Source organism: Exiguobacterium qingdaonense, from assembly GCF_018617855.1.
Taxonomy (GTDB): Bacteria; Bacillota; Bacilli; order Exiguobacteriales; family Exiguobacteriaceae; genus Exiguobacterium; species Exiguobacterium qingdaonense.
Window position 1 is genome coordinate 660,737 of the sequence record NZ_JACSKY010000001.1, and the last position, 16,806, is coordinate 677,542.

Annotated in this window: 19 protein-coding genes and 1 pseudogene; 12 read left to right on the top strand and 8 right to left on the bottom strand. The window is 48.6% G+C overall.

Annotated elements, in window-relative coordinates:
• Positions 1–6: 6 nt before the first annotated feature.
• The gene (locus tag KNP00_RS03310) at positions 7–459 is read right to left on the bottom strand and encodes a MarR family winged helix-turn-helix transcriptional regulator (RefSeq protein ID WP_215142198.1); all 453 of its coding nucleotides are present in this window, start codon (positions 457–459) and stop codon (positions 7–9) included.
• Between the two features lie 117 nt (positions 460–576).
• On the opposite strand from KNP00_RS03310, the gene KNP00_RS03315 reads away from it, so the two are divergent.
• Together KNP00_RS03315 and KNP00_RS03320 are read left to right on the top strand one after the other, a co-directional pair.
• Positions 577–990, top strand: a complete 414-nt coding sequence (locus KNP00_RS03315) for an organic hydroperoxide resistance protein (protein ID WP_215142200.1) — start codon at positions 577–579, stop codon at positions 988–990.
• A 95-nt stretch (positions 991–1,085) separates the two neighbouring features.
• Positions 1,086–1,928, top strand: a complete 843-nt coding sequence (locus KNP00_RS03320) for a metallophosphoesterase (protein WP_215142202.1) — start codon at positions 1,086–1,088, stop codon at positions 1,926–1,928.
• A gap of 29 nt (positions 1,929–1,957) precedes the next feature.
• On the opposite strand, the gene KNP00_RS03325 is transcribed toward KNP00_RS03320, so the two are convergent.
• The 3 genes from KNP00_RS03325 to abc-f all read right to left on the bottom strand — a co-directional run bounded on the left by KNP00_RS03325 (position 1,958) and on the right by abc-f (position 5,437).
• Positions 1,958–2,860 carry a cation diffusion facilitator family transporter gene (locus KNP00_RS03325; protein WP_215142205.1) on the bottom strand — a complete coding sequence of 301 codons (903 nt, stop codon included), beginning with the start codon at positions 2,858–2,860 and terminating at the stop codon, positions 1,958–1,960.
• A gap of 109 nt (positions 2,861–2,969) precedes the next feature.
• A complete protein-coding gene (locus tag KNP00_RS03330; RefSeq protein ID WP_215142207.1) occupies positions 2,970–3,728 on the bottom strand; it encodes a hypothetical protein in 759 nt (252 codons plus the stop codon).
• Between the two features lie 11 nt (positions 3,729–3,739).
• Complete coding sequence (abc-f, locus tag KNP00_RS03335) at positions 3,740–5,437, bottom strand: ribosomal protection-like ABC-F family protein (protein WP_215142209.1); 1,698 nt, start codon at positions 5,435–5,437, stop codon at positions 3,740–3,742.
• A 369-nt stretch (positions 5,438–5,806) separates the two neighbouring features.
• Here abc-f and KNP00_RS03340 point away from each other — a divergent pair, with 369 nt between their 5' ends.
• The 3 genes from KNP00_RS03340 to KNP00_RS03350 are packed head-to-tail and all read left to right on the top strand — an operon-like array spanning position 5,807 to position 8,233.
• Positions 5,807–6,712, top strand: a complete 906-nt coding sequence (locus KNP00_RS03340) for an MBL fold metallo-hydrolase (protein WP_240542664.1) — start codon at positions 5,807–5,809, stop codon at positions 6,710–6,712.
• A 60-nt stretch (positions 6,713–6,772) separates the two neighbouring features.
• Positions 6,773–7,606 carry an aldo/keto reductase gene (locus KNP00_RS03345; RefSeq protein WP_215142213.1) on the top strand — a complete coding sequence of 278 codons (834 nt, stop codon included), beginning with the start codon at positions 6,773–6,775 and terminating at the stop codon, positions 7,604–7,606.
• A gap of 12 nt (positions 7,607–7,618) precedes the next feature.
• A complete protein-coding gene (locus KNP00_RS03350; protein ID WP_215142215.1) occupies positions 7,619–8,233 on the top strand; it encodes a PH domain-containing protein in 615 nt (204 codons plus the stop codon).
• Positions 8,234–8,274: 41 nt separating this feature from the next.
• On the opposite strand, the gene KNP00_RS03355 is transcribed toward KNP00_RS03350, so the two are convergent.
• The gene (locus KNP00_RS03355; protein WP_215142217.1) at positions 8,275–8,784 is read right to left on the bottom strand and encodes a DUF1836 domain-containing protein; all 510 of its coding nucleotides are present in this window, start codon (positions 8,782–8,784) and stop codon (positions 8,275–8,277) included.
• Between the two features lie 126 nt (positions 8,785–8,910).
• Between KNP00_RS03355 and trhA the strand changes: the two genes are divergently transcribed.
• The 3 genes from trhA to KNP00_RS03370 all read left to right on the top strand — a co-directional run bounded on the left by trhA (position 8,911) and on the right by KNP00_RS03370 (position 11,652).
• Positions 8,911–9,555, top strand: a complete 645-nt coding sequence (gene trhA, locus KNP00_RS03360; RefSeq protein WP_215142219.1) for a PAQR family membrane homeostasis protein TrhA — start codon at positions 8,911–8,913, stop codon at positions 9,553–9,555.
• A gap of 86 nt (positions 9,556–9,641) precedes the next feature.
• Positions 9,642–10,337 (top strand): DsbA family oxidoreductase, encoded by a 696-nt coding sequence (locus KNP00_RS03365; RefSeq protein ID WP_215142221.1) that lies wholly within the window; start codon positions 9,642–9,644, stop codon positions 10,335–10,337.
• Positions 10,338–10,434: 97 nt separating this feature from the next.
• Positions 10,435–11,652, top strand: coding sequence for an MFS transporter (locus KNP00_RS03370; protein ID WP_215142223.1), 1,218 nt, complete (start codon positions 10,435–10,437; stop codon positions 11,650–11,652).
• Positions 11,653–11,701: 49 nt separating this feature from the next.
• Here the strand turns inward: KNP00_RS03370 and KNP00_RS03375 are convergent.
• Positions 11,702–11,809: pseudogene (locus KNP00_RS03375) on the bottom strand (IS30 family transposase); the annotation flags it as partial.
• 379 nt (positions 11,810–12,188) lie between these two features.
• Between KNP00_RS03375 and tnpA the strand changes: the two are divergent.
• From tnpA to KNP00_RS03390, 3 genes are all read left to right on the top strand, one after another.
• Positions 12,189–12,590, top strand: coding sequence for an IS200/IS605 family transposase (gene tnpA, locus KNP00_RS03380; protein ID WP_215142225.1), 402 nt, complete (start codon positions 12,189–12,191; stop codon positions 12,588–12,590).
• 4 nt (positions 12,591–12,594) lie between these two features.
• Complete coding sequence (locus KNP00_RS03385; protein ID WP_215142227.1) at positions 12,595–13,671, top strand: RNA-guided endonuclease InsQ/TnpB family protein; 1,077 nt, start codon at positions 12,595–12,597, stop codon at positions 13,669–13,671.
• Positions 13,672–14,031: 360 nt separating this feature from the next.
• Positions 14,032–14,304: a helix-turn-helix domain-containing protein gene (locus KNP00_RS03390; protein ID WP_235189258.1), complete on the top strand. Its 273-nt coding sequence runs from the start codon at positions 14,032–14,034 to the stop codon at positions 14,302–14,304.
• 168 nt (positions 14,305–14,472) lie between these two features.
• On the opposite strand, the gene KNP00_RS03395 is transcribed toward KNP00_RS03390, so the two are convergent.
• Positions 14,473–15,567: an MBL fold metallo-hydrolase gene (locus KNP00_RS03395; protein WP_215142229.1), complete on the bottom strand. Its 1,095-nt coding sequence runs from the start codon at positions 15,565–15,567 to the stop codon at positions 14,473–14,475.
• A 320-nt stretch (positions 15,568–15,887) separates the two neighbouring features.
• On the opposite strand from KNP00_RS03395, the gene KNP00_RS03400 reads away from it, so the two are divergent.
• Positions 15,888–16,463, top strand: coding sequence for a hypothetical protein (locus KNP00_RS03400; protein ID WP_215142231.1), 576 nt, complete (start codon positions 15,888–15,890; stop codon positions 16,461–16,463).
• Between the two features lie 85 nt (positions 16,464–16,548).
• Here the strand turns inward: KNP00_RS03400 and KNP00_RS03405 are convergent.
• On the bottom strand, positions 16,549–16,806 hold a 258-nt coding region (locus tag KNP00_RS03405), incomplete at its 5' end, for an RNA-guided endonuclease TnpB family protein (protein ID WP_215142233.1).

A 16,806-nucleotide genomic window follows, 5' to 3' on the forward strand; every position in this document is an offset into this window, starting at 1 on the left:
CCTTTCTTACTGCTCGCGCTGACGCTCCCCAAAATCATGTAATCTCGTCTTGATATCGGTGAGCATCTCCATATAGGCGACGTACGTCGCCTCATCTATATTTAGCATACCACTTACTTGTAGGGGCACATCCGATGCCTGCTCACGAAGCGTGTTCCCTCGTTCGGTCAAATAGACGACGATTTTTCGTTCATCGTCGATCGCCCGACTTTTTTCTACATAACCGATTTGAATCAATCGTTTGATAAGTGGCGACAACGTCCCCGAGTCGAGCGTCAGCCGTGATCCGAGTCGACGCAAATCAATCCCATCCTCTTCCCATAATACGAGCATGACGAGATATTGACTGTATGTGAGGTTTAGCGGAGCTAAAATTGGGCGATATAAACGGGTAAGCTCTTTTGAAGCGGTGTATAACTGAAAACAGATTTGATGCTCTAATCTTAATGAACGTTCCATACGTAACCCTCCGTACTCTTCTTTAGCCAAGCATATCATTTGCGAAACTTTTTGACTGCTCTATAATTTAAATTGTGCACAACTTAATTGTTAAAAACGAAATGGAGGAATTCAATCATGAAATCACTATTCACAGCATCAGCAACAGCAATCGGTGGCCGCGAAGGTCATGTGAAATCAACTGACGGTGTCATCGACATGAACGTCTCGATGCCTGGCGCAAAACACGTCGACGGTGCGACAAACCCGGAACAACTTTTCGCAGCGGGATATGCGGCTTGCTTCGGTAGTGCCCTCAACTTGATCATCGGAAAAGAAAGTGTGAAGACAGACGGCTCAAGTGTCACAGGTCACGTCACATTGAACCAAAACGATGAAGGGTTCTTCATTTCGGTCGAACTCGAAGTCGAAATCAAAGGAGTCGACCAAGCGACAGCGGAACGCCTCGTAGAAGAAGCGCATCAAGTATGCCCATATTCAAAAGCGACACGCGGCAACGTCGACGTCAAATTGACAGCAAAAGCAGCGTAATCTTTCATCCCGCTCATAAGGAGCGGGATTTTTTTTGCTTAACTCTGCCTATCGAAGTAAGATTAAAGACACGATTAGGAAAGGAGGGAGCACTGATGAAGAAGCATAAATCGACTCTACTGTTTGTTGTACTTGGCATTTTGTTGTTCACGGCGACATACAACGGGTTGACCGTCCGGACGTATGACGTGACCTCAGAAAAATTGGCAACAAATGAATCGCTTCGCATCATACTCCTCTCCGACTTGCATAGCTCCACCTACGGCTATAAGCAATCGATTTTGATCGATCAAGTCCGTTCCCAAAAACCGGACCTCATCGCCTTATCTGGTGATTTGATCGACCGGTACCGCTCCCCCGAATCAGCCTTCGAACTAATCGAAGGACTCGAGGGCATCGCTCCCATGTATTTTGTGACCGGTAACCATGAAATCGATGGATCGGATGACTATGTCCGTCACGATGTGAAGGAAGTTTTTCGTTCATATGGCGTCACCGTGCTAGAAGACGAATGGGAAACGGTCACCATCAACGGGATCGAACTCGTCATCGGCGGGCTAGAAGACCCGCTCCGAGGATTCAGAGAAAACATCTACACGGACTGGGACGCGGAGTCGACGGCTGCGATGCAGGACATTGTCCAGGACGATACATTTAAGATCCTGCTCTCTCATCGCGCCGAACAAGTCGATACGTATGCCAAGCTTCCATTTGACCTCGTCTTGTCCGGTCATTCCCACGGCGGGCAAGTGAGAATCCCGTATGTGATGAACGGATTGTTCGCCCCTGACCAAGGGTTCTTCCCTGAATACGCAGGGGGACTCTATGAGCATGAGACGTTCACCCATGTGATCAGCCGAGGATTCAATTACAGTTTCAACCTCCCACGCATCTATAATCCACCAGAGATCGTCGTGATTGATGTGGACGGAAAATAACGGACACTCGAGATGAGTGTCCGTTTTCCTTACCAGATGATTCGCTCTTCACAACATTGCCGTTCCCGTTCGACCTGTACCGTCGAACGTTCGAACGTCCCGTATTTCCGAATCCGCTCCGTCACAATCCGCAACACGTTCTGATCATCCGCCTCTTCCCCGATCAATACGTGACATGTCGCCGCGTGCTCACTCGATGAGATGGACCAGACATGCAGGTCGTGCACTTCTTTCACCCCATCGATCCGAGCAATCTCTTCTTGCATCGCCCGAACGTCAATCTGTTCCGGCGACCCTTCCATCAAGATATGAATCGCGTCACGCGTCACTCGGTAACCGCTGATTAAAATCAAAATCGCAACAAGAGCACTTGCGACCGGGTCCGCCCACGTCCAACCGAACGACATGATCAGGATTGCTGCCGTGATGGCCCCAACCGATCCGAGCAAGTCTCCGAACACGTGAAGCAACGCACTTTTTACGTTCAGGTTGTCCCTTTCTCCGCGCATTAATATCCAGGCAGCAAGGATGTTGACGAGTAGACCGATGATGGCGACACCGAGCATCCCTCCACTTAAAATTTCCGGGGGTGCGCTGATTCGCTGATACGCCTCTACGAGAATATAGACCGAGATGACGAGTAGCGTCAGCCCGTTAATGAATGCCGCTAAAATCTCAAAACGTCGATACCCGAACGTCCGTCTCGGTGTCGCCGCCTTCGCTCCGAATCGGATGGCTAGGAAGCTGAGCCCTAAGGCCGCCGCGTCTCCGAGCATATGACCCGCATCCGACAACAACGCCAAACTGTTCGTCCATAGTCCCCCAATGACTTCGACGACCATGAACGTCGCAATCAATAGAAAAGCGAGGAACAGCGCACGCTGATTCGTAGAATGATGATGTTGGTGACCATGTTCATGATGATGTCCCATAACGGATCCCTCCTTCTGTCTCTTATATTATTCCATTCCACGAAAACATTCAAACGTTTGTTTGAATGAAATAGATAAAAAAACGGGAGAGCACATCTCCCGTCTCGAATCACTTTTGCTCTAGCCGTACACGCATCACGCCACTGTAGGGGAACAGTTTTAACTGAACCGTTTCTCCCTCGAACCAGACGCCAGCGGTTTGTTCGCTCGTCGGTTGAACGTCTGGTGTCGCGATCGCTTGTTTGTCCCAATCGACGGCACGTACTTTTTGGTCTCGTACCATCAAGAAGAAACCATCGTAGAAATGGTACTCATTCACTTGGTCACGCTGTATGACAGTAGGACTACCAAGTTCCGCACGGACAGTCTCGATGTCTTTCCCGATCCAATCGAGGACGGTCTCCGAGGCGTTCGGCACGACTTGTTGCCAGGCGGCGATCACCTCGTCATCTGACAATGTCGTCGCGTCCGGTGTCACGCTCTCTTCCGTGACCCAACCTGTCATTCGCTCGTTCAACTGAACTTTCACGAACCCACTGACCGTTTCCAATCGTTCAAAGCGGTCGCCTAGGTCGGCTTCATAGACGACCGCGACTCGATCGTCTGCATATACTTTCGTATATGGCCGTGCGATGTAAATCGTATCCGCCGATTCAGTTTCGGTGTCAGCCGATTGGTCCGTTTCGGAGTCAACCATTTCCGTGGCAATCTCGTCAGTCTCCGGTAAAGCTGAGTCCTGCTTCTTGTCAATCAATGCCGCGAACGCGATGATTCCGACCAAGGCGAACAGTAATGCCAATGCCGTCGTCATTCGGAATACCCGCTTACGTCTACGCGTCGTCGCGCGCGACAATCTTCCTCCATTCATGTCCTTCACTCCTACTCGTTTCGATTCATTTCACTCGTTTCGTCAATCGGTAGGAGGTTTCCTGCCTCATCAAAAAGATTTTGAGCATATTTTGTCAAATCGTCCATCGTTTGCATCGTCTGTTCGACATCGACTGGTTCATCGGTCCGATCGTTCTCGTAAACATGAATCTGTTCACCTAGTTCAATCGTGCGTGCAGTCAGACGGTGGAAGTACCGGTCGTGAGAGATCAGCAACAGTCCGCCCGGATAAACGGACAACGCCGCCTCGATCTGCTCACGTGTCGCCACGTCCAAATAGTTCGTCGGTTCGTCGAGTGCCAACAGATGCGCATCGGAGAAATACAAGATCAGGAACGCAATCCGACATTTTTCCCCCATGCTCGCCTCAGCAATCGGTCGGTATACATCATCTCGTCGGAACAGGAAGTGGGCGAGTAACGTCCGGGCCTCCGTCTCTCCAATCTGACCATGGGCAAGCAACACCTCGAGAAGCGTCCCTGTTTTCGGCAGACGTTCGAGCGTTTGTGAGAAATACCCGATCTTCAGACGAGGATGTCGTTTGACGATACCCGAGTAAGGCGCAGTCTCACCAATCAATACGTTCAATAACGTCGTCTTACCACTTCCGTTCGGTCCGACAATTGAGATGCGGCCCCCTTTTTGAATTGAGAAGGAAATGGGCGAATAGAACGGCTTGTCATACCCAAACGCCATCTCCTCACACGTCAGCCACGTCTTCGCTTCGAGGTCATCCGCAGTGAAGCGGGCGGAGATGGTCTTCTCTTCTTTCGGTTTTTGTGGGCGATTCTCTTCAAGCTGCCTTAACTTTTGCTCCCTTGCTTTCATTTTAACGGCAAGATTGGCCGCTCCTTTTTGCGCTCCCGGGCTACGGACGCTCGCTGTCGCTTTCGCCTTCAAGTGCCACCCTTTGTACTGGGCAATCATCTCGAGAAGTTCTGCTTTTCGGCTCACGTAACGGGCGTGGGCTCGCTCGTCGCGTAGACGTTCTTCTTCTTTTTGATGCTTATACGCTGTATAGTTTCCCAAATATCGCGTGACTTGTCCGTCCGACAGTTCAAGAATGACGGTCGCGATGTCGTCCATCAGTTGACGGTCGTGTGAGATGATGAGCACCGTCCCCTTGAACCGGTCCAACCACTTCGTGAGCCAGTCAATCGACTCGAGATCCAAATGGTTCGTCGGTTCGTCGAGTAGGACGAGGTCCACTTGTCTCATCGTCAATGTCGATAGCTGGGCCCGCGTCTTCTCGCCCCCGCTCAACTCATTAATATTCCGGTCGAGATGTTCCTCTAACCCGAGTCGAGTCAACGCTCTTATCGCCTCTTGCTCTAAGCTATATACATCGAGCGCGAGTGCTTGTTCATAAGAGCGCATGACACGCACCTCGTCACCAGAATAAACGTCCTCGTACAGCGCATAACGTTCAGGGTCGCTCCGCATCGCCCATTCGAGCACGGACATGTCCGACGATTCAATCGTCTGCCGGACGAGCCCGACCTCGCCTTGACATTCAACCGTCCCGGCTTGCGGGGACAACTCTCCTGTCACGAGTCGGAAGAGCGTCGTCTTCCCGCTTCCGTTCAATCCGAATAATACGGCACGCTCTCCTGCCGCGACGTCGAAGGCGACCGCTTCAAATAATGGTTTCCGGTCATAGTCGAACCGGACTTGTTTGATTGATAACATCTGTTTCACCTCGCTTATTAATCCGATACGCGATGAAACAAAAAAACACCATCCGCTTCAAAGCGGTGGCGTGAAGGAATCCGTTCAAAGAGGAAAAACGAGCGCTCCCCGCACTTGAAAAATGGACACACTTCACCCGTGACTGTTCAAGCGAACAGTGATGATTCGTCTCATCGTTGGAGTGAACGTGTTTTTTTCATCGCACGGTGTACCTCTCTTTCCTAAGTTACTGTCACCTTATCAAATTGAAAGCGCATTCGCAACCATCCCACCCCACAATCTCCCATTTTTTCTACTCCTTTAGGCGGATGCGATGCACTCTTGTCCGCGTTATGATGACAGTATATTCGAACAGTGAGGTGATGCATGATGCGTCGACGCATCCTCGTTCCGAGTGCCGTCTTGGCGAGCGTCGGAACGTTTCTCTATACACGATTTAAACGACGGCTCCCCCGCCCTCGCTTTAAATGGCCGAAACGTCCAGAACTGACAACCATTGATGAGACGCACGTGCAAGCGACGTGGATCGGGCATTCGACGGTCCTCATTCATTGGTATGGGCTCAAGATTTTGACGGACCCGGTCTTCTCTAAACGAATCGGTGTGAACCTCGGTCCACTGACAATCGGAATGAAACGTCACACCGCTCCCGCCCTCTCGATCGAGGATGTCGGCTCGGTCGACGTCATTCTACTTAGCCATGCCCATATGGATCACTTTGACCATAAAAGTTTGAAACGGCTCATCACACGAGAGACGATCGTCGTCTCCGCTCCGGGGACGAGTCGCCTACTTCGCCGGTACCCGAGCCTGCAGACGCTCGAGTTGCATCCGCATGACAAAGTGACGCTCGCGAACGGGCTCGACGTCCGCGCCATCCCCGTCAAGCATTGGGGCAACCGATTCCCGTGGGACAAGCATATGGGGTATAACGGATATCTACTTAAATATAAAGGGATTCGTATGCTGTTCGCGGGAGACACGGCGTATACCGACTCCTTTAAAGGACTTGCCGACCGTGAACCGATCGACCTCGCCTTCTTCCCAATCGGCGCCTATCAACCGGACTCGTTCCAGGAGGCGCACTGCACCCCAGAACAGGCTTGGATGATGTACAAAGAGAGCGGGGCGAAGCGCTTCTTCCCGATGCATTGGGACACGTTCGTCCTTTCTTATGAACCGGTCGAGGAACCGTATCACCGTCTCGTCGCGGCCGCAAAACTGGACCGTGACCAAATTGTGATCAAGGCGCACGGGGAAAGCATCCGTCTATAGTTTTTACTTTCCCTTCATCCAAAATTTCGGTAACGTTAGAGACGAGAGGGAGGGATTATTATGGAATGGACGACGTTGAATAATGACGTCAAGATGCCGATGCTCGGACTCGGTGTCTATAAGGTCGAAGACGGTGCGGTGACGGTCGATACGGTCAAAGCCGCGCTCGCTGCGGACTATCGCTTGATCGATACGGCCGCCATTTATCAAAACGAAGAAAGTGTCGGACAGGCGCTACGTGAAGCAGACGTCCGACGAGAGGACGTGTTTGTCACGACGAAACTTTGGAATGAGTTTCACGGATTTGATGAAGCGCTCCAAGCGTTTCAAGATAGTCTTGACCGACTCGGTCTCGAGTACGTCGACTTATTCCTCATCCACTGGCCGATGCCACGTTTCGGCAAGTTCGTCGAAACGTACAAGGCGCTCGAACAGCTGTACGAGGAAGGACGCGTCCGGGCGATTGGTGTCTCAAATTTTGAAGTCGAACATTTGGAACAAATCATCCAATCATGCTCAATCGTCCCGGCGGTGAACCAGGTAGAGATCCATCCATATTTGTCTCAGAAGGAACTGATTGCTTTCTGCAAACGATATGACATCCAAATTCAGGCGTGGAGCCCACTCATGAAAGGTCGTGAAGCGCTCGAAGATGACACGATTGTCGAGATCGCGAATGCTCACGGCAAGTCACCGGCCCAAGTCATCTTGCGCTGGCACTTACAGAACGGTGTCGGGGTCATTCCAAAATCGGTGACGCCGAGTCGAATTCAAGAGAATATACAGGTATTCGACTTCACGTTGACGAATGAAGAGATGGCAGCCATCGATGCGCTCAACCGTGATGAGCGGACCGGCTCCGATCCGAAAGAGATGCATAAAATCCACTATTGAGGAGTGAATGACATGTTCAAAAAACTAGCTTCTGATTTGACCGGCTTCAGTGATATCGGTGAGGTGATTGACCCGTCCGACTTCGATAAGGCGGATGCGGATGATTACGTCCTTCACGAGGACGATGAGAAAATTTATTTCTTGATCAAGTCAAAATCAGATGAGTATTGTTTCACCAACTTGTCGATGATCCACCTCGATGGAACGAGCGCCATCAGTTCGAAGCGCGTCCTCTATCGTTATCCGTATGCCCATTATCCGATTAAGCACGTCATGTTCGAGACGGCGGGTACGGTCGACCTCGATGTTGAAGTCAAATTCTCGATTGGCGACAAAGCGTATTCAATCGATATTAACAAGAAGCAAATCGAACACGTGAAAGACTTGTACAAGGCACTACTTGCTATCGAAGAGATTCAACGAGACGGACGTCGCATGATGGAGTATGCGAACACGTCGCTCACGCACTCGGTCTCCATCTTGAGCGGACTCCGTGAAGGTGACATGAACGTGCCGAACACGTTCAAAGAATTGAACGAGCAATCGTTCGATTGGCTACAACGACACTACCGTGAGTCGAATCGAAAAGACTTCGGTTCGGTGTACGAGAAATACATCAATAATTGAAAAGAGCTCCTCTCAGGAAGATTTCCTGATGAGGAGCTCTTTTACGTTTCGTCAATCAACTTTTGGGCCAACCGCTGATACAAGTGGCTCATATGAACGGCAGATGCGATAGCGAGCGCACGTTGTACGTCGTTCGTTTCCTTATTCAAAAGCGTCTCCGCCTGAACTTCGAACGCTTCTAAGTTTTTCACTTTCTGCACTTGGTACGCCTCATAAAAGTCCTCAAGCGAGAACGTCTCATCCGACTCGTTTAACGGCCGGAGCGTCTCCTTAATATCGTTTATCGACAACAGACCTTTCATCTCATAAATCAAACTAAGTAACATCAGATGTTCGTTCGTATACTTTTTATTTTTGACGGGATGGAACAGCTTGCCTTTGGCGTAATTGTTAATCATCGTCTTCGTCAAAATCGTCTCATCCTCGTCCCGCTTCATCTTCCCATAATGTTGCTCGAACAACTGGATGACCTGGTCCATGTATAAATCAATCGTCGGCAACACGTCCCGCGGGAGCGTTCCTTCCGTTTCAGTAATGTTCTTCGCTTTCATCCGCCTCACCTCGTCTTTAAGTATAAAGATAACTTCCATTTGTCGAAAGGTATACCTTGCTGTTTTTTCCTCTTCAGTATATCATGTAGTTATCAATACTACATGATGTGATAAGGAGTGTTTTTCATGCATTCGATTTTCCGTGAACCAATCAACGCGCTGACGCATCTCGCCGGTGCGCTTCTCGCTTTCATCGCACTCATCGCGATGGTCGTCAAGGCGTCTCTTCTCGGCTCGCCGCTCGCGATCATGGCTGCGATTCTATTTGGGATTAGTCTCGTCTTTCTCTATTTGTCGTCAGGTCTATACCATAGCATCATCGCCTCGCCGAACGTCATCGCTTTCTTCCGGAGAATCGACCATGCGATGATTTATGCGTTGATCGCGGGTACATACGCGCCGCTCACGCTACTCGCGCTCGAGGGACCGACACGTTGGGTTCTCTTCGGTACGGTACATGCACTCGCCTTGTTCGGCATCGTCTTCAAACTCGTCTGGTTCCATGCCCCGCGTTTCTTATCGACCGCGCTCTACATCGGGATGGGCTGGTTGTCCGTCTTCTTTATCGGACCGCTCCATGACGTGATCGGCAATGCCGGCATCTTTTGGCTCGTCCTCGGGGGCGTCATGTATACGATCGGTGGTCTTATTTACGGGTTCAAGCCGAAGTTCGTCAACTGGCGAGGTTGGGGATTCCATGAAGTGTTCCATTTGTTCATCTTGTTCGGAAGCTTTGCCCACTTCGTTTGTGTGTTCTGGTACGTCTTTTAAGTCCTCCTCGTGGAGGGCTTTTTTGTGAGCCGTTTCCTGTACTTTGATTTCAAGATTTCCTACACTAAGGATAGGAGGGATTCACTATGAAAATTGAAGTATGGTCAGATTATGTCTGCCCGTTTTGTTATATCGGGAAGCGTCGCTTAGAAGAGGCGCTCGAACAGTTCCCACAGGCGGACCAAGTGGAAGTCGAATTCAAGAGTTTCGAACTCGACCCGAACGCGCCGACGAACGATTCACGTACTATCTATGAGGCACTCGCGACAAAATATCGTATGCCGATCGAGCAAGCAAAAGGCACGACGGCACAAGTTGCCGCTCAAGCCCGTGAAGTCGGTCTCGACTATGATTTTGAGAACATGGTCGTCACAGGAACGCTCGACTCGCACCGTTTGACGCACTATGCGAAGACGGTCGGGAAAGAAAAAGAACTGTCTGAGGCGTTGCTACAGGCTTACTTTGTGGACGCGAAACATATCGGGAACCACGATGTCCTTCTTGAAATCGCGACGAGCGTCGGTCTCGACCAAGACGCGGTACGTGACGTCTTGACGACTGACGTGTATACGGAAGACGTCCGTGCCGAAGAAAAACGCGCCAGCGACCTCGGCATCACGGGCGTCCCGTTCTTCGTATTCGACAACAAATACGGGGTATCCGGTGCGCAACCGACGGAAGCGTTCACGCAAGTGCTCGAAAAAGTCTGGTCAGAGAACAATCCGACGATTCAAGTCCTGTCGAACGGTGCGACGTGCACGGATGACAACTGTGATGTTTGATTCATGAAGAAGCCGACGCTCGGCTTCTTTTTTGTGGTATTCTTCATCTCACTACTTGATAATAGTGATTAACATATAAGAATCGAGGACTACAACTATGTGGAAAAATCGGAACGTCTGGATCATCTTGACGGGCGAGTTCGTCGCCGGTCTCGGTCTATGGCTCGGCATCATCGGGAACTTGGAGTTCATGCAGGACCGGGTCCCGTCTGACTTCGTGAAAGCCGTCATTCTCGCCATCGGCCTACTCGCCGGGGTCGCCATCGGTCCGCTCGCGGGTCGTTTGACCGATCAAGGTTCAAAGAAAAACATCATGCTCATCTCGAGCATCGTTCGGGCGCTTAGCGTCCTCTTCATGTTCGTCGCCATCGAGACGAACTCGGTCGTGTGGATGGTCGTTTTCTTGATCATCTTGCAAGGGTCGGCTGCTTTTTACTTCCCTGCCCTACAAGCAGCGATCCCGCTCATCGTAAAGGAACGGGAGCTACTCGCCTTGAACGGTGTCCATATGAACGTCTCGACATTATCGCGCGTCATCGGGACGGCGATTGCCGGTGTCCTATTGACACTCATCTCGCTACGTAACGTCTATGCCCTCTCACTCGTCGCCTACTTGTTGCTTGCGGTCGCGACGCTCTTCTTGAAGTTAGATGAAACGAAGACGCCGTCCGCGAAAAAAGTCGATGCGAACGTATCGAGCGGTTTCAAAGACGTCTTCCCAATCATCAAATCGATTCCGGTCATCTTCATGACCCTTGTCATGACGCTCATCCCGCTCCTTTTTATCGGGGGCTTCAACTTGCTCGTCATCAACATCAGTGAACTGCAGGACTCGACCGCAATCAAAGGATGGATCTATACGGCGGAAGGAGTCGCCTTCATGACGGGCGCGTTCATGATCAAACGGATCGGTGAAAAGTTCTCGGCGTTCTCGATCTTGTTCGCTTTCTCCTTCTTGATTGGGGTCGCACAACTCATGCTTTATTTCGCGGACATCCCGTTCATGTCCATTGCCGCATTCGTGTTGTTCGGCTTCTCGGTCGGATGTTTCTTCCCAACGGCGGTCACGATTTTCCAGACACGGATGCCAAAAGATTATCACGGCCGCTTCTTCTCGTTTCGTAACATGCTCGACCGGATCATTTTCCAAATCGTCCTTCTCGTGACAGGGTTCTTCCTCGATTTGATTGGACTTCAGCTCATGGTCGTCTTGTTCGGAATCAGTTCGATTGCGATGACGGCTTCGTTCCTCGTCTATACGCGTAAACATAAACTGCATATCGAAGAAGACGCTGCTGAGAAGATATCCTCTTAATAAAAAAAACAAGCGATGATTGTTTATCAAATTAAGCACAACAATTCCTCGACCGTACGTTGACCTTTGCGAAGTCTGTTCTTTTCGGGAAGAACTTACGGAGGAGTCCGTTGGCATTCTCTTTGTTCCCCCGTTGCCAAGAAGAGTATGTGTCGGCGAGTTTCGTCTTAGCGCCACAACAGGATTTCGCCTTCTCATATAGCGCATCTGTGCACGTCCCTACTCGTAGCCGGGTTCATGGGCTTTTTTGTGTTCACTTTTGGGTGTTGCACTTAATTTTATAATTCACCCTATACAAATCTTTCATATCGATGGCATTCATGCTATCATAAAGGTAATCATATTGAGTAAAGGTTGAAGTTTATGTCCTATGACATTATTTACAGAATTTCCGAGCTTTCATCCCACTCCTTTAGGGGTGGGATGAAAGCTCGGCAGGATGCGGAGTGTCAGTAAAGAATCCGAAGGTTTTGGCGCTTCAAGTATCTGGAAATTTTCTTGTTGCAGTTTGTTGGTTAAACTGACACGATATTGATATGGAAACCAACTATAGAAGAACTCATACTACTGTTTCTCTAATCCATTATCACTTCGTCTTCTGTCCTCGATACAGAAGAAAGATATTCCTTCGTAACGATGTAGAAATACGTTTCAAAGGTTTGATGTCCGAAATATGCGAAGGACTGAATATCAAAATGATAGCCTTGGAATGTGATAAAAATTATACGCATATGTTCCTCAACGCCCCTCCAACACTGAGTCCTGCTGACATCATGGCAAAAATAAAGGGAGTAACATCTAAAAAGTTAAGAGAGGAATTTCCTCATCTTCAACATTTGCCGAGTCTCTGGACACGATCCTATTTCGTCTCCACCGCTGGAAATGTATCGAGCGAAACGATTAAACGTTATGTTGAACAACAAAAAACAAGAGGGTGACACCGTGTCTCAGACGCTGACAGTCAACATTAAACTGAAGCCGACAAAAGAACAGGAAGTTGTTTTAAAAAGCATGGCAGAAACATATATCGAGACGGTCAATCAACTTATCTCTGATATGGTGGATGCTAAAGCGATGCTCAAATTGACAAGTAAAAGTGTTTGCGCTCATTTGCCTAGTGCCGTCAAGAATCAGATAATTAAAGACGCCCAAAGCGTATTTAAAAAAGCGAAGAAATCGAAATATGAAATAGTCCCAATTCTAAAGAAACCTTACTGCACATGGAACAATCAGAACTATTCGTTTGACTTTGAGTCAATCTCTCTTCCTATCATGGTAGATGGAAAAGCAAAGAAAACACCAATTAGAGCAGAAATGGTCGACAAACACAATCGCAACTTCTCGCTTCTTAATAACAAGTTGGGTGCGGTGCGCATTACGAAAAAGTCTAATAAATGGATTGCCCAAATCGCCGTTACAATCCTCACAATCGAAAAGACGGGCTCAAGGATTCTTGGTGTGGATTTAGGCTTGAAAGTCCCGGCGGTCGCATCGACTGATTGCGATAAGGTGAGGTTCTTTGGGAACGGTCGTGAAAACAAGTACATGAAACGCAAGTTCCGGGCGAAACGGAAAGAACTCGGTCAAAAGAAGAAGCTGAACGCGATCAAGAAACTGGACAACAAGGAACAGCGTTGGATGAAAGACAAGGATCACAAGGTGAGCCGTGAGATCGTCGACTTCGCAAAAGAGAACAACATTTCTGTCATTCGCCTAGAGAAGCTAGCGAACATCCGGCAGACGGCAAGAACAAGCCGTAAACACAATAAGAATCTGCATACATGGTCGTTCTATCGCTTGGGAACATTCATCGAGTACAAGGCGAAACTAGAAGGGATCAAGGTCGAGCATGTCGACCCGGCACACACATCTCAAACATGCCCTTCTTGCGGGAGTCGGAATAAAGCGAAAGACCGTACCTATTCGTGTTCTTGCGGATTTAATAAACATCGAGATGTAGTCGGTGCGATGAATATCCGATACGCACCTGTGGTTGATGGTAAAAGTCAATCAGCCTGAGAATCTATATGATCTGTCTCAGGAGGGGTGATGGCACACCCTCATCTGGAGGTTTGGGCAAAACAGAAATGGACTGCGCTCGCACAAGCACTTCAGAATCCCACTCATCCCGAAGGGTGAGCTTGCGGCTTTAGTCGTGGGAGTGTCAAGAGTACCTAGAACTAGGACTGGGAATCATAGAATTATATTTGCGATTCATAATTATCATAAAGTTGTCCTTCTGCACCACTTTGATAAACAATACAATGGCGTTATAAAACTTAAAGACATTCAACCAGCAGAAGCACACTACGAAGATTATTGTGTTTCCGATCCACCCTACTGATTCTTTCCAAGAAAGGACTGAGTACATTGAGTGATATGTTTAAAAAATACGCTGAAATAGTTGGTAATGATCACGTAGAAAAGCTTCAGCAACAAGGATACATCGCTGCTCAAATTAAAAAACAACGTCGCCAACTAAATATTTCACAACAAGAATTAGCTAATCGAATTGGAAAGCCTAAATCAACTATAGGTCGAATTGAAGCTGGTCTTACCATTCCTCGCGCTGATACACTGTATTCACTATCGAAAGCTTTAAATATCCCACTTATCATTGATGGAACCAATCAAAACTATTCGAAAGTATGACTTCTTATAATAAAAAAAGCCAAATGAGAATGCACTGATACGTTCTCATTTGGTTTTTTTGTATTCACATTTAGGTGTTACACTTAACATTATAATTCATCTCATAAAAAACACACCGGATCTCATTTTGCAACCTGGTTCATCAACAGTCTGAAGCGGTGACATCGGTCATCGCTTGTTTGCATCTTCGAGCTCTCGCCACCACGTTGTCGTATTATTCCGACCATCGAGCGTGATGCGCTCCCCGATCTTCGGAGTGAGGACGACTTCTTTTGGTAAGAGAGACGACATCTGTTCCGCTGGGTCGAACCAATCGTGGAACGACAGCGTGAACGCCCCCCAATGGATCGGCATCATTTGGTCGGCCCGTAAATCGTGAAACGCTTGCGCGGTCTCTTCCGGTTGCATATGGACGTCTGGCCAGCGCACGTCATATTGCCCGCATTCAAGTGCGGCAAAATCAAACGGCCCGTACTGTTCGCCAATCATCTTGAAATGCGGAGCGTAGCCACTATCCCCACTGAAGAAGAGTCGGTCCGTCTCACCGAGGACGACCCATGATGCCCAGAGTGTGCTGTTGCGGTCCGTCAACGAGCGACCGGAGAAGTGACGCGCCGGCGTACAGACGAATGTCCACGACCCGAACGCATACGACTCGCCCCAATCCCGTTCTACGATTCGTTCTGCCCCGACACCCCATCGTTTCAAATGACTCCCTACCCCGAGCGGTACGATGAACATGGCGACCTTGTCTTTGATGGCAAGAATCGTTCCATAATCGAGATGGTCGTAATGGTCATGCGTCAGTAAGACGACATCGATTTCAGGCAAATCCTTAAGGTCGAACGGCAAGTCCTCACTGAAGCGTTCGTTTTTTGCGAACGGAAGTGGCGATGGGCTGCGGCCGAACATCGGGTCGACGAGCATCGTCTTCCCGTCCATTTGCACCATGAGGGCAGAATGGCCGAGCCAATAGATTCTCGTGAAACTTGAACCCGTCTTCTCTTCGAAATCGATGGGCACGATCGGTAAACGCTCAGTCGGCTTACGCAATGACGTCACGTCACGATAGTCGCGCGCCATCGATACCATGTCCTCCGCGGAAAAGTTCATCGGTGTCTCATACTGATTACGAAACTTTCCATTGATCTGGTTCGGGGATTGAAGCGATTTCGGCTTTCGTCCGAGCGGTTTGTACTGTGTCAGAATCGTCCCCGCAATGGCTGCCATTCCGACAAATGAGACTAGGAACATCTTTTTCATCATCAAATCTCCTTTACAATCTGTTTTATTCATTTTTTTCAATAGATGGTTTATCAAATAAAGTGCAACACTTCTGCGGTGAAGACCTCCTGTGTGATTTTCCAGTTCAGGCGTGGGTCTTCGCCCTCTCGTAGCGCCACTTTGCACGCTCCGAGTTCCAGATAGGTTTCTATTTTCACGCGTTTCGCTGTGATAAGATGAAGGTGCGTTGTGGTGACTTCATTCTACACAAGGAAAGCGTCATGAGCTTTTTTATTCACGTTTTGGTGTTGCACTTCATTTTATAATTCATTCATCATTTAATAGTAGGGGGAAATTAGATGAAGTTGAAAAACATATTAGTTGTTTTTTTGTGTACTTTTTTTATCGGAGGTTGTAGCGATAACTCCATAACACCTAAACAAAATTTAAAAATTGTAGAAACTACTAGTAGTGAGCAAGAAACAACCGAGACTCAAGATCGGCCTGTTTTGAATCACCGACAATTTGAAAACCTATTCAATCATATGAATTCAAACCTGAAGATTCAAAATTTTAAATTGAAAGCAAGTACCTTAGGAGATGATGTTACAGCAATTGATAAAAAGTTAAGCTTTAATAAAAGAGAGTGGTTAACAGTAGATGGGACCATGGATGGTACAAACCTAAAATCAACGCAAGAAACACTATACTTCGAAGACAAGGATCAAACAACTCAGTTGTCTATCCATTTCGCGTATACAGAAAACTATATAGGCAACGACATGGTCCAATATCAAATAAACTCAGGCTATAATGAACTCAATCAAAAAATTTCAAATAAGTCTGACCTAATGATTATTAGCTATAAAAACTTAATTATTTCAGTTCAACAAAACACAGTGAACTACTTGCCACTTACTTGCTTCGCAAATTGAAGTGGAAGCTTCTTGGGAAGACCGTGCTCCTACCAGCCACGGTTATGGACCAAGCTCGTCGGGCAGTCCCTGCCCTGAAGAATTGTCAGTCGGCCAACCTCAACAGGTTGATGCTCGCGTTGATGTCACGGTCATGATGCGCGCCACAGGCACACGTCCATTCACGGACATCCATCGCCTTCTTCTCGCCTTTTATGCCGCAAGTGGAACAGATCTGCGTGGATGCGTACCAAGGGTCTGCCTTGATGAGTGTTCGTCCGTAGAAGTTTGATTTGTATTCGAGTTGCCGGACGAACTCGTACCAACTGACATCCCCGATGGACTTGGCGAGCTTATGGTTTTG

Excerpts from the sequence above, each read along its gene's own strand:
- KNP00_RS03325 (WP_215142205.1), bottom strand. The coding sequence starts at position 2,860 with ATGGGACATCATCATGAACATGGTCACCAACATCATCATTCTACGAAT.
- KNP00_RS03390 (WP_235189258.1), top strand. The coding sequence starts at position 14,032 with ATGTTTAAAAAATACGCTGAAATAGTTGGTAATGATCACGTAGAAAAG.
- KNP00_RS03395 (WP_215142229.1), bottom strand. The coding sequence starts at position 15,567 with ATGAAAAAGATGTTCCTAGTCTCATTTGTCGGAATGGCAGCCATTGCG.
- KNP00_RS03355 (WP_215142217.1), bottom strand. The coding sequence starts at position 8,784 with ATGAAAGCGAAGAACATTACTGAAACGGAAGGAACGCTCCCGCGGGAC.
- KNP00_RS03400 (WP_215142231.1), top strand. The coding sequence starts at position 15,888 with ATGAAGTTGAAAAACATATTAGTTGTTTTTTTGTGTACTTTTTTTATC.
- KNP00_RS03340 (WP_240542664.1), top strand. The coding sequence starts at position 5,807 with ATGCGTCGACGCATCCTCGTTCCGAGTGCCGTCTTGGCGAGCGTCGGA.
- KNP00_RS03310 (WP_215142198.1), bottom strand. The coding sequence starts at position 459 with ATGGAACGTTCATTAAGATTAGAGCATCAAATCTGTTTTCAGTTATAC.
- KNP00_RS03370 (WP_215142223.1), top strand. The coding sequence starts at position 10,435 with ATGTGGAAAAATCGGAACGTCTGGATCATCTTGACGGGCGAGTTCGTC.
- tnpA (WP_215142225.1), top strand. The coding sequence starts at position 12,189 with ATGGAAACCAACTATAGAAGAACTCATACTACTGTTTCTCTAATCCAT.
- abc-f (WP_215142209.1), bottom strand. The coding sequence starts at position 5,437 with ATGTTATCAATCAAACAAGTCCGGTTCGACTATGACCGGAAACCATTA.
- KNP00_RS03320 (WP_215142202.1), top strand. The coding sequence starts at position 1,086 with ATGAAGAAGCATAAATCGACTCTACTGTTTGTTGTACTTGGCATTTTG.
- KNP00_RS03350 (WP_215142215.1), top strand. The coding sequence starts at position 7,619 with ATGTTCAAAAAACTAGCTTCTGATTTGACCGGCTTCAGTGATATCGGT.
- trhA (WP_215142219.1), top strand. The coding sequence starts at position 8,911 with ATGCATTCGATTTTCCGTGAACCAATCAACGCGCTGACGCATCTCGCC.
- KNP00_RS03315 (WP_215142200.1), top strand. The coding sequence starts at position 577 with ATGAAATCACTATTCACAGCATCAGCAACAGCAATCGGTGGCCGCGAA.
- KNP00_RS03365 (WP_215142221.1), top strand. The coding sequence starts at position 9,642 with ATGAAAATTGAAGTATGGTCAGATTATGTCTGCCCGTTTTGTTATATC.
- KNP00_RS03345 (WP_215142213.1), top strand. The coding sequence starts at position 6,773 with ATGGAATGGACGACGTTGAATAATGACGTCAAGATGCCGATGCTCGGA.
- KNP00_RS03330 (WP_215142207.1), bottom strand. The coding sequence starts at position 3,728 with ATGAATGGAGGAAGATTGTCGCGCGCGACGACGCGTAGACGTAAGCGG.